The sequence below is a fragment of the Vibrio phycocola genome (genome assembly GCF_053850235.1).
In genome coordinates this window covers 25,024-43,279 of record NZ_JBSQDJ010000020.1, presented here as the reverse complement: position 1 = coordinate 43,279, position 18,256 = coordinate 25,024, and the positions used below count along the sequence as shown (strand labels likewise).

At 41.0% G+C, this 18,256-nt stretch carries 14 protein-coding genes and 1 pseudogene; 9 read left to right on the top strand and 6 right to left on the bottom strand.

Annotation, left to right across the window (positions count from 1 at the left end):
- Positions 1–195: 195 nt before the first annotated feature.
- From ilvA to ilvG, 4 genes are all read right to left on the bottom strand, one after another.
- A complete protein-coding gene (ilvA, locus tag ACWU4D_RS18455) occupies positions 196–1,725 on the bottom strand; it encodes a threonine ammonia-lyase, biosynthetic (protein WP_456052918.1) in 1,530 nt (509 codons plus the stop codon).
- A 4-nt stretch (positions 1,726–1,729) separates the two neighbouring features.
- Complete coding sequence (gene ilvD / locus ACWU4D_RS18450; protein WP_456052917.1) at positions 1,730–3,571, bottom strand: dihydroxy-acid dehydratase; 1,842 nt, start codon at positions 3,569–3,571, stop codon at positions 1,730–1,732.
- A gap of 304 nt (positions 3,572–3,875) precedes the next feature.
- Positions 3,876–4,160 (bottom strand): acetolactate synthase 2 small subunit, encoded by a 285-nt coding sequence (gene ilvM / locus ACWU4D_RS18445; protein ID WP_456052916.1) that lies wholly within the window; start codon positions 4,158–4,160, stop codon positions 3,876–3,878.
- A 12-nt stretch (positions 4,161–4,172) separates the two neighbouring features.
- Positions 4,173–5,819, bottom strand: coding sequence for an acetolactate synthase 2 catalytic subunit (gene ilvG / locus ACWU4D_RS18440; protein ID WP_456052915.1), 1,647 nt, complete (start codon positions 5,817–5,819; stop codon positions 4,173–4,175).
- Positions 5,820–6,294: 475 nt separating this feature from the next.
- Here ilvG and ACWU4D_RS18435 point away from each other — a divergent pair.
- The 5 genes and pseudogenes from ACWU4D_RS18435 to ACWU4D_RS18415 all read left to right on the top strand — a co-directional run.
- Positions 6,295–7,203 (top strand): annotated as a pseudogene (locus ACWU4D_RS18435) (YifB family Mg chelatase-like AAA ATPase); the annotation flags it as partial.
- A 152-nt stretch (positions 7,204–7,355) separates the two neighbouring features.
- The gene (locus tag ACWU4D_RS18430; protein ID WP_456052914.1) at positions 7,356–9,698 is read left to right on the top strand and encodes a hypothetical protein; all 2,343 of its coding nucleotides are present in this window, start codon (positions 7,356–7,358) and stop codon (positions 9,696–9,698) included.
- Positions 9,692–12,103: an integrase gene (locus tag ACWU4D_RS18425; protein WP_456052913.1), complete on the top strand. Its 2,412-nt coding sequence runs from the start codon at positions 9,692–9,694 to the stop codon at positions 12,101–12,103. Before ACWU4D_RS18430 ends, ACWU4D_RS18425 begins: the two co-directional genes overlap by 7 nt.
- Positions 12,104–12,112: 9 nt before the next feature.
- Positions 12,113–12,643 carry a hypothetical protein gene (locus ACWU4D_RS18420; RefSeq protein WP_456052912.1) on the top strand — a complete coding sequence of 177 codons (531 nt, stop codon included), beginning with the start codon at positions 12,113–12,115 and terminating at the stop codon, positions 12,641–12,643.
- Positions 12,643–14,001, top strand: coding sequence for a tyrosine-type recombinase/integrase (locus ACWU4D_RS18415; RefSeq protein WP_456052911.1), 1,359 nt, complete (start codon positions 12,643–12,645; stop codon positions 13,999–14,001). Before ACWU4D_RS18420 ends, ACWU4D_RS18415 begins: the two co-directional genes overlap by 1 nt.
- A 175-nt stretch (positions 14,002–14,176) precedes the next feature.
- Here ACWU4D_RS18415 and ACWU4D_RS18410 read toward each other — a convergent pair whose 3' ends face one another.
- The gene (locus ACWU4D_RS18410) at positions 14,177–14,488 is read right to left on the bottom strand and encodes a helix-turn-helix domain-containing protein (RefSeq protein ID WP_456052910.1); all 312 of its coding nucleotides are present in this window, start codon (positions 14,486–14,488) and stop codon (positions 14,177–14,179) included.
- Positions 14,489–14,593: 105 nt separating this feature from the next.
- Between ACWU4D_RS18410 and ACWU4D_RS18405 the strand changes: the two genes are divergently transcribed.
- From ACWU4D_RS18405 to ACWU4D_RS18395, 3 genes are all read left to right on the top strand, one after another.
- A complete protein-coding gene (locus tag ACWU4D_RS18405; protein WP_456052909.1) occupies positions 14,594–15,091 on the top strand; it encodes a hypothetical protein in 498 nt (165 codons plus the stop codon).
- Between the two features lie 250 nt (positions 15,092–15,341).
- Positions 15,342–15,593, top strand: coding sequence for a hypothetical protein (locus ACWU4D_RS18400; RefSeq protein WP_456052908.1), 252 nt, complete (start codon positions 15,342–15,344; stop codon positions 15,591–15,593).
- A 202-nt stretch (positions 15,594–15,795) separates the two neighbouring features.
- Positions 15,796–16,407: a chromosome partitioning protein ParA gene (locus ACWU4D_RS18395; protein WP_456052907.1), complete on the top strand. Its 612-nt coding sequence runs from the start codon at positions 15,796–15,798 to the stop codon at positions 16,405–16,407.
- A 256-nt stretch (positions 16,408–16,663) separates the two neighbouring features.
- Here the strand turns inward: ACWU4D_RS18395 and ACWU4D_RS18390 are convergent, their stop codons facing one another.
- On the bottom strand, positions 16,664–17,557 hold the full coding sequence (locus tag ACWU4D_RS18390) for a hypothetical protein (RefSeq protein WP_456052906.1): 894 nt from the start codon (positions 17,555–17,557) through the stop codon (positions 16,664–16,666).
- A gap of 134 nt (positions 17,558–17,691) precedes the next feature.
- On the opposite strand from ACWU4D_RS18390, the gene ACWU4D_RS18385 reads away from it, so the two are divergent.
- Positions 17,692–18,150: a hypothetical protein gene (locus ACWU4D_RS18385; protein WP_456052905.1), complete on the top strand. Its 459-nt coding sequence runs from the start codon at positions 17,692–17,694 to the stop codon at positions 18,148–18,150.
- The last annotated feature ends 106 nt before the right edge of the window (positions 18,151–18,256 follow it).

Here is an 18,256-nt window from a genome sequence, read left to right as displayed (position 1 = left end):
TATCAGTCTGAGAGACTTCTTATCATTCAGTTGAATCACAGACAGCTTCCATAGCACTCCTATATTACTCTATTTCTTGGGCTTCCCCGCTGATCACTCAGCGGGAATTTTTTTGCCTACTACTTTTTGATTTATGTTACTTAGATGTTAAATTTTAGTAACATTGGTGATTGAGTAAAGTAACATTCTTATTTATCAGGATAAGAAGAATTTGTAGGCAGGATTATCCGTTTCATCTTTATATTGATAGCCAAGTTCGACTAAATGAGCAGAGAAACGAGGTAGATTGTCTTCTGTGAGCTCAAATCCACATAAAACTCGCCCATAATCCGCACCATGATTACGATAATTAAACAGGCTAATATTCCAGTGAGTTCCTAATGTGCTTAAAAACTTCACTAGTGCGCCTGGATATTCTGGAAACTCAAATGCGTAGAGGCGTTCATTAAGCTGTTTGGACGGTTTCCCGCCTATCATATAGCGAATATGCTGCTTAGCCATTTCATCGTCAGATAAGTCTTCAACAGGATACCCACCCGTTCGAAGATCTTGAATGATGCTGTTTAACTCGTCTTGACCACCATTTAATCGAATACCGACAAACACATTGGCAAGTTGATCATCATTGTAACGATAGTTAAATTCAGTCACTGCGCGATCACCAATGATTTGGCAGAACTCGAAAAATGCCCCTTTGGTTTCTGGAATAGTAACCGCAAGTAAGCCTTCCCGTTTTTCACCAAGCTCACAACGCTCTGAAACGTATCTCAGGCCATGAAAATTGGTGTTGGCACCAGATAGGACTGCACTAAGCTGTTTATCCACCAGCTTATTTTGTTCTGCATATTTCTTTAGGCCGGCAAGAGCAAGTGCGCCAGAAGGCTCAGCAATTGCTCGAGTGTCTTCAAAAATATCTTTAACTGCAGAGCAAATTTCGTCGCTTGATACCGTGATATGACCATCTAAGTATTTTTGACAAACTCGGAATGTCTCATCGCCGATGCGCTTAACGGCAACACCATCAGCAAACATGCTTATTTGGTCTAACACCACTGGTTTCCCAGCATCAAGAGCCGCTTTTAGACAGGCAGAGTCTTCTGGTTCAACGGCAATCACTTTAACGTCAGGCATGAGCTGTTTGATCAATACAGCCACACCAGCCGCTAGACCACCACCACCAACAGGGACAAAGATATAATCTAAGTGGCCATTTTGTTGCAGCATTTCCATGCCGATAGTACCTTGCCCAGCGATAACCAATGGGTGATCAAAGGGAGGAACAAAGGTGTAACCTGATTCAATTGCTAGACGCTCAGCTTCTGCTTTTGCTTCATCAAAATTACGACCAAATAAAACCACGTTGCCGCCGAAACTACGAACTGCATCGACTTTTATCGATGGCGTCGTTTTGGGCATAACAATTGTTGTTTTGATGCCTAATTTTGTACCAGAAAGAGCCATGCCTTGAGCGTGGTTTCCTGCGGAAGCTGCAATAACACCAGAGTATTTTTGTGTGTCGTCTAGGCTGGTGAGCATAGTGTATGCGCCGCGCAGCTTAAACGAATGTACCGGTTGGCGATCTTCACGTTTGAGTTGAACTCGATTGTGAATTCGTTCCGCCAGGCGGGGCATATCTTGAAGTGGCGTAATTAACGCCACTTCATAGACAGGAGCGCGCAGTATTTGACGCAGATAATCCGCGCCAGTTGGTTTTGCGTCACCCATTTGACTAGCCCTCTAGTTTAGACTTGTCTCTTACCGCGCCTTTATCTGCACTCGTTGCCATGCTTGCGTAGGCTTTTAGAGCAAATGAAACTTCGCGCTCACGAGAGACTGGTTTCCATCCGAGCTTATCTTGCTCGGCACGGCGGCTTGCCATTTCATCTTCTGAGATTTCTAGTGAAATGCTACGGCCAGGAATGTCGATTGTGACCATATCACCATCTTTAACTAGGCCAATGGCACCGCCATCGGCTGCTTCTGGAGATGCGTGACCGATTGAAAGACCAGAGGTTCCGCCAGAGAAACGACCATCGGTAAGTAGGGCACACTCTTTTCCTAATCCCATCGATTTTAGATAGGTTGTAGGGTAAAGCATCTCTTGCATGCCTGGACCACCTTTAGGGCCTTCGTAACGAATAATAACCACATCACCCGCTTTTACTTTTCCACCTAAGATGCCTTCAACAGAATCTTCTTGGCTTTCAAATACGACTGCTGGGCCTTGGAATTTAAGAATGCTCTCATCAACACCTGCAGTTTTAACGATACAACCGTCGAGTGCAATGTTGCCGCTTAGTACTGCTAAGCCACCATCTTGGCTAAAGGCATTTTCTTTTGTGCGGATACAACCACCTTCGCGGTCATCATCTAGAGTTTCCCAACGACAATCTTGGCTAAAGGCTTTCGTGGTACGAATTCCAGCTGGTCCAGCACGGAAGAAGTCTTTAATTTCTTGAGACTCAGTCGTCATGATGTCGTATTGAGCTAATTGCTCTTCTAATGACATGCCAAGAACAGTGCGAGTGTCGCTATTTAATAAGCCAGCACGGTTTAGTTCACCTAAGATAGCCATTACGCCACCAGCACGGTGGACATCTTCCATGTGATAAAGTGGCGTTGATGGTGCTACTTTACATAAGTGTGGTACACGGCGAGACATTGCATCAATATCGGTCATAGTGAAGTCGACTTCGCCTTCTTGTGCAGACGCTAATAAGTGAAGAACCGTGTTGGTTGAACCACCCATTGCGATATCTAGAGCCATGGCATTTTCAAATGCGGCTTTAGTAGCGATGTTGCGTGGTAGAGCACTTTCATCATCTTGCTCATAGTAGCGCTTAGTTAATTCTACGATACGCTTACCAGCATTTAAGAACAGAGCTTCACGGTCAGCGTGAGTCGCAAGCATTGAGCCATTGCCCGGTTGAGATAAACCTAGAGCTTCAGTCAAGCAATTCATTGAGTTAGCAGTGAACATGCCAGAACATGAACCACAAGTTGGGCATGCCGAGCGTTCAACTTGCTCGCTTTGTGCTTCAGGAACATTAGGATCGGCACCTTGCATCATAGCATCAACAAGATCGAGCTTAATAATTTGGTCTGAAAGCTTAGTTTTACCGGCTTCCATTGGGCCACCTGACACGAAAATCACTGGAATATTAAGGCGTAAAGCCGCCATCATCATTCCCGGAGTAATTTTGTCACAGTTAGAGATACATACCATTGCATCAGCACAGTGTGCGTTCACCATATACTCAACAGAGTCAGCAATTAGCTCACGTGAAGGCAGAGAGTAAAGCATGCCGCCATGGCCCATTGCGATACCGTCATCGACAGCGATGGTATTGAATTCTTTCGCAATACCGCCCGCTTTCTCAATTTCAGCAGCAACCAATTGGCCCATGTCTTTTAGGTGAACGTGGCCAGGTACGAACTGTGTGAATGAGTTCACTACGGCAATAATTGGTTTTCCGAAATCTTCATCTTTTACACCTGTTGCGCGCCATAAAGCACGAGCACCAGCCATGTTACGACCGTGTGTGGTTGTCGCCGAACGATATTTTGGCATTCTCTATTCCCTCAATGATTTTGCTAATGGGTAAATTGGTAATGTAAAGCAGTGGCATAAGCTTACTTTACCCACTGTGACTTGGTCTACGTTACAAACGGGAAGTTACTTTGCAACTGTCCTGTTCATATGCGTATTAATTTCCTCAATGCACGGCAAAATTGTGTTTTACCTGCGTTGTTTTGTGTTGTTAACATTCAACATAACGGTAGCACGAGTAATACCGTTAAAAATTGAGCTAGATGTCGGTGATAAGAGGATTATCTTCGTTATTCAGAAAATAATCCTTGAATCTCAATTTTAACTAGGCACAAATCTTTTGTTGTAAGTTGTTGTTTGGTAAATCGTTGCTACTAATCTCTGTTACATCAACAGAGCGAATATCCCACAATTTTTCTATTTGATTGACCAGCATTGAAATAGAACGATCGCTGTCGACAATGATTTCGACGCTGGCGACTTTGCTTTCATGGTTTTGAGTCGCAGCAACCTGCTTAATGACAAACCCACGATGACGAACTACACGGAGAACGCGTTCTAATAGAACCGGTTTATCGTCGGCTTTGATGTCGAGTAGATATCTTTCCATTAGTGAGTTCTCCTAAGTATTTTCTAACATTTCGTTGTTTGCAGCACCAGGTGGTACAAGTGGCCATACATTTTCTTCTTCATCTATAAGTATATGAAGCATGTAGGCTGTTTTGCTTTCGAGCATCTCTTTAAGGGCTGGTTCGACTTCTTCTTTTGTAGTGATAGTTTTCCCTGGGATATCAAAGGCTTTCGCAAGCATGACGAAATCCGGGTTATCGTCCAAAATGGTTTCACTATAGCGGTTTTCAAAGAAGAGAGACTGCCATTGACGCACCATACCCAAGCGTTGATTGTTGATTAAGACCATCTTCACTGGGATGTTATAGCGTTTAAGGGTAGCAAGCTCTTGAACGTTCATCATAAATGAACCATCACCAGAGATTAAAATAGATTGATCGTCTGGGCGTGCTTTAGCGGCCCCAAGAGCGGCTGGTAAACCAAAGCCCATCGTGCCTAAGCCTGCAGAAGTAATAAAATTCTGCGGTTCGCGAGGCTGAATGTGTTGAGCTGCCCACATCTGATGTTGGCCAACATCGGTCGAGACTACGCTAGAGTCCGGCATCATATCTGAAAGTTGCTTTAGCATTAACGGCGCATAAATCAGATCACCTGGGTGGTCGTAACGCCATTTGAAACCACTACGTAAGCTTTCACTATGATGGAGCCACGGCGAAATATCTTTACTCATTTCAAGTTGAGGTAAAACGGTATTAATATCACCGCGTAGAGAAACGTTCGCAAGGCGTAATTTGTTTAACTCAGCAGCGTCAATATCAAGATGAATCACTTTCGCATGAGGCGCGAAGGTATCCAGTTTTCCAGTCACTCGGTCATCAAAGCGAGCACCGATAGCAATCAGCAAGTCTGACTCTTGTACGATAAGGTTTGCGGCTTTAGTGCCATGCATTCCTAACATACCTAGATAATGCGGATCATTACGCTCAATGGTTCCCAGCCCTTTAAGAGTACTTACCGAAGGCATTGGGTTGATGCGCAAGAATTCACGTACAGTATTCGTTGCTTTGCCAAGTTGTACCCCACCACCAACGTATAACACCGGGCGTGTACTGCTATTTAGGAGTTCTTGTGCTTGGCTAAGTTGATCGGTTGTAACTTGTGGTACTGGCGCTGGAGTGATCTCGGGGTTGCTCACCACTGGTGCCATTGCGAGTTGTACATCTTTTGCGATATCAACAATTACTGGGCCTGGTCGTCCTGAAACGGCGACTTCGAATGCTTCTGCTAATGTTGCTTCAAGTTCGTTAATATCGGTGACGAGATAGCTGTGTTTGGTACAAGAAAGCGACATCCCAATAACATCCATTTCTTGGAACGCATCGGTACCAATTAATGGGCTTGCTACTTGACCTGTAATGGCAACAACAGGGATTGAATCCATAAATGCATCAGCTAAACCAGTAACCAGGTTTGTGGCACCCGGACCAGATGTTGCTAGGCAGACCGCGACACTTTGAGTAGAACGCGACATGCCAATAGCGGCCATCGCAGCACCTTGCTCATGACGGCATAAAATGTGTTCGACACCGCATTCATACAAGGCATCATAGATCGGCATGATGGCTCCACCTGGGTAACCAAAAACGGTCTTAATTCCTTGTTTCTTTAGTGCTTCTACGACAAGCTTTGCTCCAATCATTGTCGCCCTCCAATGGCATAACGTTGAACGTTACGTGTTGTTCTGTAAATGCACGACATGTGCGGCTCCCGTTCTTTTCGCTTGATGTGATTAACTAATCAACATGCGAATTCTATTTTAATAGTTGTAAAAAAACCCCCGGACTTTTCAGTGCGGGGGTTTTGTGATTCTTTTGTCTATCGTTTATCCACTAGCCCCTGCGCGGTATCAATAATGACCACCACGACAATCAGGTTAATCAGTGCAGAAATGTAAACGCTAAAGTTCATTAAATTGTGAGCTCTTTTCGACATATTTGTTGGACATTTAATCCGATGCCGTAGTGGTACCATACTATTCCATCGTATGACAAGTAAAAACTCATTCTTTTTTCATATTTAGCCACCTTGAAAGCAGGGTATAAATATCATTCAAGGTTCGAACATGGTTGTATTTCAGCCTGATAATTCCACGTAATCAATGAGAAAGGAAGAATATGGGACTTGCTATTATCCATAGTCGTGCATGTGTTGGAGTGGAAGCACCGGAAGTGACCATCGAAGTGGATATCAGTCATGGTATGCCCGGTTTTGCTTTAGTCGGCTTGCCCGAAACTACAGTGAAAGAGTCACGTGATCGAGTAAGAAGTGCGATAATGCACTCACGTTTTGAGTTTCCACCAAGGCGTATTACGGTAAATTTAGCACCAGCCGATCTCCCAAAAGAAGGTGGGCGTTTTGACTTACCTATCGCATTAGGCATTTTAGTTGCTTCTGAGCAAATTCCAGCTGATCTTATTGAAGGATACGAATTCTTAGGAGAACTGGCATTGTCCGGTGATCTACGTTCTGTAAAAGGCGTCATTCCTGCTGCATTAGCGGCGCGAACCGCGAAACGAAGTTTAGTTGTTCCTCAAATGAATGGTGCGCAAGCTGCACTCGTCGGGAGAGATACTCATCGTTCTGCAGTAACGTTATTAGATGTTTGTGAAGCGCTTTGTGGTTCTAGTGAGCTGGCACTACATGAAGAGAGCCGCGTTGTGGTACAAGAAACTCACGGTCGAGATTTACAAGATATTATTGGACAGCAACAAGGTAAGCGAGCATTAGAAATTGCGGCTGCAGGTAACCATAATCTTTTATTTTTAGGGCCACCAGGAACAGGAAAAACCATGCTCGCTTCCCGTTTGCGTGATTTGCTCCCAGATATGAATGAAAACGAGGCAATGGAAACCGCTGCCGTGGGATCTTTGGTTCAGCAAGATATTAATCAACATAATTGGAAGCAGCGCCCTTTTCGTTCACCCCATCATTCAAGTTCAATGGCGGCGTTGGTTGGTGGTGGTTCTAATCCTAGACCCGGAGAGATTTCTCTTGCTCATAATGGGTTGCTTTTTCTCGATGAGACTTTTGTAGTCCCAATAATCAAAACACATCAAAAGTAAATAAGTTATTGAATTAAATCAATTATATTTTGTTTTTCTGTTCTTTTTTACATTGACAATAATCACTTTGATGACTAGGTTGTTATTGCAATGTCAATCTATGGAGTTTGATTGTGAATGTCAAAACACTAAATGAGCTTTCTTTATTAAACACTGCACTATCAGTCAAATACTCAAACTACCTAACATCTGCTGCGGAATCCTCAGTCCGTAATAAGACAATACAGCCAGTACTGAATCTTTATGCGGCATACTGTTACTTGGTTGAACAAACCAACTACACAGCATTTAAAATATTGAATGACTCAAACTCACTCAATGCACACTTCCAGTCGCTCGTCGGTTTTATTTATAGCAGTGATAGTATCACTATCAATCACAGATATACCCTATGCAACCAATTCAAATATCTTTTCCGTTACATTGCACAGGACAAGCAATTAACCCTTGATGAAGTGCAGTTATCAACCGCCAAAATTACAGAGGATGCTTCGAACTGTCTAGCACAGTTTCGAAAGCTTGAGATAGATAAAGAAAAAGCTGATTACGTAAAGGGTTGGCAAGTGTTATCAAAAGAAGGTAAAAGCCTTGAGGTTCATCTTGATACACTTTATGTGAATTTTGGCGAAGCGTTTACAAACAAAGTTCATTTGGCTCTAAAAAACTATGCTTATACACAGAAATCAACATCTCTGGCTAAGGCATTAGGAGCACTGAAAGTTCTTTTTTCCGGTATCTCTACTATTTATAACGAACGGGACGGATTGACAATAGAGGCACTTTTGAGCCGTAATCATGTGCAGCTCTTTTTCCACAAGGTGTTTAAAGTGCTATTTGTGCGCTCCCAAGCAGCCAAGCACTGCCCAAAGACTTTTCATGCTCAGTGGCGAAATACCATTAACTTTTATACAGAGTGCTTTATCAACACTGGTGTTTTCTCTGAACCCCACAAATCATTTATCGTTCCAGCTTGGAAAGACCCGAAAAATGCAGCACCCACTTTTTCAATTGGTGGCAAAGCAACACAGTTAGAAAGCAGCAGATGGTTTGCTAACATCCCACTCAAAATTAAAGATGAAGAGACTGTTTCAATTATTCAACAACGTATAGAGCGAGACATGGCGCACATCAGGCATATATGTCTCTTGAAGTTTGAGGAGCTTTTAAAGAAAGAAGATAGAAATAAAGCTTTTCGTAAAACAGGCTCAGTTAAACCACTGAGCAATAATTCACATATCTCTAAATATAAGAATTTTGTCGGTACAGACAACCTGGATAATACAGTAGCAACCTTTAATAAACACGGTATATGTCCTAATTGTTCAAACTATCAATCCTTTTTGGGGTTTCACGGTAATGCTAGCCAACTCCATATTGAGTTAAACTTACCCACCAAATCAACACTAAGTGCCCTTTTAACCCTTCTTGTGATGGAACACCCTCTGATAACGCCTTCTTGGTTGTCAAATTGGGTGCTATTTGATGTAAATGGCAATATGGTGGGCTACAAGCAAGTAGGAAATCAGCACATTGCGGTGAGTTACAAAGTACGCAAGGGAGCTACTAATGCACAACAAGAAGTTGTGCTCAATGAACTTTCTAAATCTATAGTAGATTTCTTGATATGGCATACTCACATAAGTCGTGAATACCTAAAAGACAGAGGGGATGTGAATTGGCGAAAGCTGATTTTGACCGCAACCGTTTCCAATGTAGTGTGCCCAAGTAACCTTAACACCACTCTACATTCGGCAAATGATTTTTATTATTGGCTTCAAGATAAATCGCTCTTTGATCAGGGCAGCGATATCACCCTAGTAGATGCTCAAGCAATTTCTGATATTCATTCATTACGCTCGATTAGACGACACAGAGGTTTTCAAATTTACTTGGAAACACGTTCAATGGATGCGGTTGCGGAAGCGCTTGGTCATGAAAAGAAAGATGCAAATTTACTGACATCTTATCTTCCGAAGCCACTTATGGACTTCTTTAATGCGCGCTGGATACGTCAGTTTCAGAACGCTATTTTACTTGAAGCCATGAAAGACTCAGTGTACCGACTTGATGCCGTAAACATGAGCACTCAAGATATCGAAGAGTTCTTAAAAAATCACGGTATCAGCAACATTCCAGATCATTCAGATTATGATTTTGTTCAGCAAAACTCTACAGATAATGAAGCTTCTGAATCTTTAGTATTTGACCATTTGACATACACTATATCCACCTCTCTATTACAGTTACTTATGGCGATACGCATTGTTGTTGAAAGTAGCGGTGATGGTGATTCTTTTTTAGATATTGTTTCTCACTGGTATCAATCAGCAGTGTTTGTCTTAGATACGCTAAGTTCAGGTAAGCATGGCGCTGATAATGATTTGATGGAAATGCTTGATATTGCGACTAATCACAAGCTGAATGCTGACTTAATTAAAGGAGCGCTGCTATGTTAAGTGTTGCAATCGACAATTCCTCCATTGCTAATCTCATTGAAGACATCGTGCTTGACCGTTCGAGGTTGAATGGCCTAAGTACTGAGACTCTTGAAGAGATTATAAATTTTTCAGTAGTTACTGATGACTATCGAGCATTAGATATCATTACACATATCCATACGGGTATCTACGGCTACGATGACAGGCAGCCCGAATGGTTAGAATCCAGTTTTTCCGCAACCAAATGGGTACTAATATTTGGAAAAACCCCAAAAACGATACATTGGGACACGGTTTATTTGGACGATGGAAAGAAACTAACGAACACAAAGCATCAAAAGTTATTAAATAGTTTCAAATACTGGATTACAGCGGCAGATAACCCACTTGAAAACGGTGGGAAAATTATCAGCCCAGTAACTGCTTGTCATAAAGTTACAAAAGTTATCGCCCTCATCAATGCTATCTTGCTGCACTCTAAGGAGTTAAAACTGGCAAAATATCACCTTCTGAATGTAAATGATGACTTTTGGTTGAACATTTTGATGAAATACGCCGAGCACGGAAGTTTCCACGGCGTGTACGAGATTGATAAGCGCACCCAAGTACTACTTGATACTGCTTCTCAAGGTGTTTCAGATGCAGATGTGCAAGCGTTTAAAGCTAAGTATCCCTACATTTCACAAAACAATGCTCAAGATGAAATTTGCTTATCCCTAGCTGATAGGGATAAGTCGTGTGCTTGGCTTTTTGAGCACGGTTATTATCGAACTAGAGAAGTCACTAGACTTGTTGGCAATAGCACTGTGCTGGGTGAATTGTTGTTTGATGGTAAGATGCTTTATCACGATATCAACTTACCCAATTACGCAGAGCTTCACCTCCAAGAGCCAAAACGAAACTCAGAGTATCGGGCTGTTGAGAATAGAGATACCTCAATAGGCACGAACCAAAACACAATCAAGGCATACATTGAAGCAATTCGATTGATTAATACTAATCTTGAACGTGAAGATGCTGCAAGTCCCTTAATTCCGTCCGAGCGTATCAGTGCAGGTCATATTGGTTGGTTAGTTAGTTTAAAAAAAACAGGACGTACTCGCACTTTATCGCCTAAATTTGTATTTAATTTAATTCGTCAGTGCTACGACTTTTCACAAGAGCATTTACCTTCAGAGGAAGGCGCTGTTACTTTACTAGACGAAACGTTAACTCTGCTATCTAAAGCAAGAAGTAAATCTACTAGAATATACTCCAATAATCTCCGTCCACACGAAGGCGCCTTAGCTTGGAATGAAGAGTTGCACAGAGAGATGTCTAGTACTGAGCGAGGTTATTGGTTTCAAACGGACGCAATCAATTGCTTAAGTAATGAATACATAAAAAAAGGAATAAAGCAGGTTCAAGGCTTTGTTGAAAGCACTGAAAAGCGCCACGAACGTATTCGAGCCAACGAAAGTTTGTTTGATTTGTTCTCTGTTCTGCAAGGCGCTATACAGGTCTTGGTGGGAGCAATCATGGCTCGGAGACAAGATGAGTTAGTCAAATTGAAATCTCATGGCAATCTATCACCCCATGTAGACCCTTTTTCAAAAGAAGGACTAAAGACTGAATACAGCTTGAAGTTTGAGGTAAAGAAAACTGGTTCAAAAGGCTTAAATGCTCCCGTAGAAAGACCGATCCCTTTATCTATTGCCAGGTTCATCTGGCAACTGGAGCAATTTAACATCAAAGCCTGTGAGTTAAACTTATCCAAAGGAAAGTTGTCTCTGTTTAACAATTTAGAATCACAGCGATGCCAGTTAAGTCAGGTAAATTCTAATACGCACAACGCACATATCGATGCTTTATGTGATTACTTAGAAACGGACTTAGTAGAGTACGACAACGGTGAGTACCGCCGGAATTATGTTCGTCAACACCAATTGAGACGCTTCTTTGCGATGGCATTTTTTTGGTCTAAAGGGTTTGATGGCATGGATGCTTTGCGCTGGATGCTCGGACATTCAGACATGGAACACCTATACCACTACATCTCAGAATCGGAGACAGGGACGGTACTAAATGGAGCTAAAGCCAGTGTAATTGTTCGTGGTCTTGTCGATACCACCTCTGAACTTGCGAAGCTCGAAGGAATAGAAGAGGTTCGCAAAGTGATTGCAGAGCGTCTGACTGGCGATAGTTTAACACCGATCACTATAGAGTCGGTGAGTGAAGCAGCAGAAGACTATGATGATGAATCTTATCTAACGGTCCCTCATATTAGTCAACTTCAAAAAGAGCAGGACATTGAAACGGAGGTTATCCATCTTTTAGAAGAGGGACGAATCACGCTTGAGCCCGAGTTCTTTACCGTAGATGATTGTGATGGGGGTGGCACTCAAACCTTTAACTTAATTCTAAAAATCAAAAACCTTGATTGAGGGGGGATAATGAAAGTTTTAGAGAAAAACCAAACTAAGGTACTTGAAACAGAAAAACTGTTAAGAGAAATTATTACATCCCCCATTGAGTTTAAAAGAGATGAAGAACTAATAAAAGCACTCAAGTCGCAATCGGCTATCGCTAAATATCGTAACCAAGAGCGGAACATAGCCTCATGCTCATTAAACACGGTCAAAAATATTTCAGAAGCACTTTTAGAGAGAGGCTTCTTATCCCTAGATGAACTGCGGATCAATGCAAAGCTGGCGGTAGAGGCTGTGCATCATGCTGAGAAAACATTCAAAGGTAACAAGCAAACCGTCGTGGGTTTAAAGCATAAAGTCGCAGAGCTTGAATCGGAACTGGATGCAGCGCAGCGCAGCAACTCTTTACTGACAGGTATGGTCTCTGAGTTACGCTCTAGGCTAAAGCAACTGTCTGTGCATGAAGGGACAGTAGAAGAACGGCAGGAGCTTAACCGAGAGTACAATAGGAAGATTGAAGCACAGATGAATTACACACTGAATGGGGAAGTGTGATGGCGGTTCGCAAGCTTAAGGATTTTGAACAATGGAGCCACCTAGGGTTTGATGGTGCGCTAGTATTTCGTAAGCCTTTGGACATCCCATTCGTAACCTACAGTAACCATGTGCCATGCTATGAAGCTAATGCATATATTCATAAGTTGATATTGAGAAATCTAAAAAGTGACACAATTCGTGGATATGCGCACGATATCATTCACTTGGTGCACTTTATTGAAAAACAGCCATTATTAAACCGATTTAGCCAGCTTACAGACGAAACATTTACCCTTTTTATTCAATCTCTACAAGCAGATAGGACAGCGCTCGGTGAGCTAAAACGGAAGAATAACTCCGTTATAAAGATCGCCTATACTTGCTTAGACTTCTTGCAGTTTGTCCAAGATTTTCATGATTTGAGAGCTTTTATTGGTAGGGATAAAGGTAATTCTATTCAGATACTTGAAAAGCCTTATAAGCGCAAGCAGGAAGGCCGAAGAGGGTTTATTGAAGGTGTCAAAGTCACTCATACGGCCGTGCCAACGAAAGATGAAATCAAGAAGCGTCACCCTGTATCGGGAGATGATGCCTTGCGCGTGTGGGAGTTTATAAAGTCTCAGAAAAACAAAGATAAACGCAGAAGAGACATGGCGTTATACACTTCAATGGAGCAATTAGGCGCTCGTGTATCGGAGCTTCATTTGATTAAAATGACTGATTATCAGGAAGCGAGACGCACAGGTATGCTCACTCTTACTAGCTTAAAGCGTAAAGACGATAACACCACTAGAAAGATTCCTGTGTCACACCTTTTACTATCTGTTATTGCGGATTACATCAAAATTCGCAAGAAAGTAATGAAGAAGAAAGCTAAGCATGACTACCTCTTTATCAGCTTAAAGACAGGTCAACCCTTATCCGCTGATTCGTGGACAACGTACATGAACTTATGGAGAAAAGAGCTTGGCATCGAAGGAGAGTTACATCCACACCTTTGGAGGCATGCATTTATTACAGACAAACTTAAGGAGCTTATACTGGCTACTAAAGAAGTGAATGATAAAGATGATTTTAGAAAACATTTGCTACACACACAAACGTTTAAAATGCAGCTTCAGCAGTGGACTGGGCACACAATACTTAGTTCGTTGGATGTCTACATTGATTTGGCTTTTGCTGATATTCATGGCTACACAGAGGTATACAATGCAGTTTCTCTAAAGTCGAGTGTTGACTTTGCTAAGCGTCAAATAGAGTTATTAGAAGAACAAATAGAAAGAAAAGAGCTAACAACTACCGGAGCCCTCGGTGAAATCAAAAGGTTGTTAGGGGCTTTTCAGACGGATATTGATAAAAGCATTATTTCCTCATGACAGTAGAGCTTTATTCTGTCTCAATTATAGATAATTGTAGTGTTAGTGGGTTTTCTAAATTAGCAATAGATGAATTGGTTTAAATGTAGATGTCGGTGGATAATATAGTTCGATCAAAACATATCTAAAATAAGACAGTTTCCATCTATAAAACAATAAAGTTTGATCATTTTATCTATTCTCTGTTCGAATGCTTAAGTTTATCAATCAACGACTTCTTATCATCATTACTGAGATTAGAAATCAAAACAGCTAGTTCTGCGCTTTGGTCATCTTCACAAAAAAAGTAGTTTAACGGTACGCCCAACTCATTCGCTAGTTTTCGCAAAGTATCAACATCTGGGAGATGTCTACCCTTTTCATAGTGGTTCATTCGACCACTCGCAGAGCCTTCATCCATACCGACTCTTATACCAAGTTCTTTCTGCGAAATGCCCATTTTCTTACGAGCTTGTTTGAGGCGTGCTGGAATTGGATTGTTATGCAACGTTTTATCATCTTATAATTCTCACATGCTTAGATTGTCTAAGTTTCTCTCAGTTGTGTATACTTAGCAATCCTAAGTTTTGTAAAAGTTGAGATTTCATAAAAAATGCGTCAAAGAGTTAAAATTAGTCAAAAGTTTAGATCTCTCTTAGCTTTAATAGAACACGACAGAATAAGCCGTGAAGAATTGATCCAGCTAGCACTGGAAACCACAAATTTTAATAAAACTCAAGCAACTCGATTGATTGCTCGGAATGTTCATGTATTGGTGAAACATGGATTGATACAACCGTTAGGAAAAAGAAAAGAGCGATATTATGATTTTTCTCAAGTCCGAAACGATCATGTAAATACGAAGATAATCGATCAGACGACTAGTGAATTAGTAGCAATTGAGTCTAGAGTTAGCGAGGAAATTAAAGTTTTAGATTCCGAAATAAAAACCTACAACGAGCTTTGGGAGAAATACCCTGAAAAACGTAGTCAAATTGATATGCTGTTGGAGCAGGCTAAACGAGAGCACTTTGCTCTAACTGGCAAAGAAAGAGCCTTGAAGCGTCTTATTTTTTCACAACAACAGTTATTAACTAAGGCTGACAAATAAGTTTACTAAACAGTGAAAACCTACCACTTACTACAAACTACTTTTTGTCATTGCGTCACCTGTTAATTTATGGGGTGATGATATCACCTCTAACTAGATGGCCAAATTAACCGTTCCACTACAGATTGTAGTTAAAAGGAAATAAAGGTCGTTTACGGCAATCGTCACAATCTTCAATACTTTACTCAATCAACACAACAACACCAATCATTGCATAATCTTATAGCTAATTAATTACTGAGAGAGTGTTATGGATACCAACGTTAATATTATTATCGAAATCGCCAAACGCATAACAACTAAAGACCCTAAGTCAATTTATCTATATAGCGGGCTATTGTTTGAAGCAGAAGGTAAAGCTAACAAATTAAATGACATGGGTACAATTTCGGCGATCACTTGGTTATGCCATGAAAGTTCATATATGAATAAACTGGGTTATTGTTATCGAGAGAAAGAAGTTATTGAGAGTTTGGTAATGGTAGAACTATCAAAGCTGTAATGAGTTACCCGGTATAGCGGGTGAGCTAGCGAGGTTCTGGACAAAAGCGATTTAGAGTACCTACACAAATTTCTACCACGTCGACTCTTCCATACAAGTTGCTAAAATCGCGACTACACGTATATCTACATTGAGAATTATATGAGTAGATGGTTAGTATAAGACTAAGCTCATATATAACTATTATTTCTAGGAAGTCAGTATGCTTAGGTTGAAACATTTAATTTGTGTTTTCCCATTATTATTTTTAACAGCTTGTCAAATTGAAGGAGATGAAGAGCAAGAGGAAGGTTCTACTGAATATGTAATTCAAATAGGCGATGTCTATATTGAAATGACAGAAGAAATCATCGAAGAGTTAGAAAGTGAAGACACCTTCAGAGGTCAACTTGGTATTATGTACGAAAATTTTGAGCCGCAACTTAACCGCGATGATAGTTACGTAGGTATCGATACTCTAAACAATGGAATTCGAGATGACATCGAAGCATTTATCGAAGGAATCCAAGCAGAAGAGTCGGCAAAAAGTGCAATGAAACAAGCTGCTCGTACCTTGCAAGATGTACTAACCATAGACTATACACAAGATGATGGAAGGGCCATCGGTTACGAAAAGATGAACGACATCTCAAAAGTACTCGCATGCTATGGCTATCTGGGTATAGCTGGTAGTGATATGTATAGTTTTAACATCATGCTTGAATCGTTAACATACAACACTAAAAATCGAATGACGCGCTATATGGACTTTTCCAAGGCGATAAGCGGAGGTTCATTTGGTAATCTAGATGACAAGGAGGAGTATTGTGAATAATCGATATATTTTGTCGATATTTTGTAACAGTTCAATAGTGACTCTCGAATCATGATCTGTATTCGCCGATATGTCTGACTCATTTTTGGACAAAAGCTTGCTAGCGCCTTTACTAAATTAGTAATTCATGAATAACAATAAGTATGGATAGTCACTTAGCTTAGTGTCCAGTATTGATGGGTCAGCCCACACAAAACCAACCTTGAACTCAGAATATCAAGCGTTGCGAATCTGATTAAATTTATTGTTAAATCTCTTATCGCCGCTTGTGCTCAGTTCTTGAGGCTATGTCAGGTATAGAGTCAGCAGGGCTAACTGAAGTTTGAACTTTAGCTCGATCTTTTAACCTCTTCTGAGCAACATAAGCAAAAGATTTCCCAGTTCGCTCTGCCTCTGTTTGTATTTCATAAATTTCCTCTCCAGAAATAGGGTTATCTCTCGCATCGATCATTGTCGAAAAATGATACGTAGCTTCATCCTCATTTTCCGAACGAGTTGCATGCTCGATAATGTCTTTTGGCTCAACACTTACTGCTTCCTGCATACCTGAGCCTATAGAGCCGAAATTTTGTTTGAACCAATCACCTTGCTCCACACTATTTTTTAGCACGAACAAGTCATGGTCATTAAACGGAACATGAAAATCATTAAAATTGATGAACTGCCGCCCATCAATTCTCATTTGAAAATGAAAATGAGGATAATCAATAGATGTACCATAATGCCCCTCAAAATCGTTCTTGGAGCAGTCAAATGTCCATTCGATATTTTTCCACTTAACGGTATATGACAATATTTTCCTATCTGCTTTCTCTTCTTCTAAGTCATTGATGTTGGAAAGCATACGCTCCTGATTCGCGCACCATCGAATGAATGCCGCGATATTTCCATATCCATATTTCGCGTAAATTTTAGGAAAATCTTTCTTTTTGAATTTGCACTGGCGTAAGAGCCAATGAAGGCAAGGTACGTCTTTACTGATTGTCTTGAAAGGTTTGTTACATAAATAACAAACGCCTCGTTCATAGCCAGCTTTAAACCCTTCGGCTTGTCGTTGATGCTCATCGTCATTCAGTCGGTTCATTTCTTCGATTTCTTCAGAGGACATTTTTTCAAATATTTCTCTGTACTTCTCTGTATCGTGTTGCATTCATACCCTCCTGAAATTTAACGCGTTACTAAATTGCTTTATATTCGTGATGTTGCGCATAGACATACAGCCAAAAAGTTGTAGATTGGGTATGTAAAGCTATTTAACAACAAGTAGTTACATGGAGTTATTGTATGTCTAACGAAATTCTTATGAAAGCACTCTTTGCTCAGCAAAGAGCCCAAATTATTTTTATGAAGTCTATGAATGCAGACCTTATGTCTAACGCATATGTTTACGCTTGGATGCATGGTGTATACCCCGTATTTCAAGACGGAGATAACAGCGTACCAGACAGACCACACGAAAGTTTCTCAGAGCACTTTGTGGTTTCCTCAGAATTTACGATGGAAGTAATAAAGTATTTAGATGATCTTTGGCTAGAAGACAATAGCCCTACTTTCTACGAGTTAGAAGATAGATTCGGTGGAAAAAGTAATCGATGCGAACTTTTGAATATTTGTCGTTACGCATATTTAGACGGACGCTTCGATGAAAGATTATGGGATGCACTTCTCACTAAAATGAAGCACCCAAGTGAAGCTAGATCTTTAAATGCAGATTTCAATGAAGACGACCTGTATATTATTTAGACTTCATATGGTTCTTTGGGATGCAGGGCACAGATTTCAATTTAACGCAGCAATAAGCGGCAAATGAACGTGTGCCATGTTTGAGCGTAACGAGTTCAGCACGCGT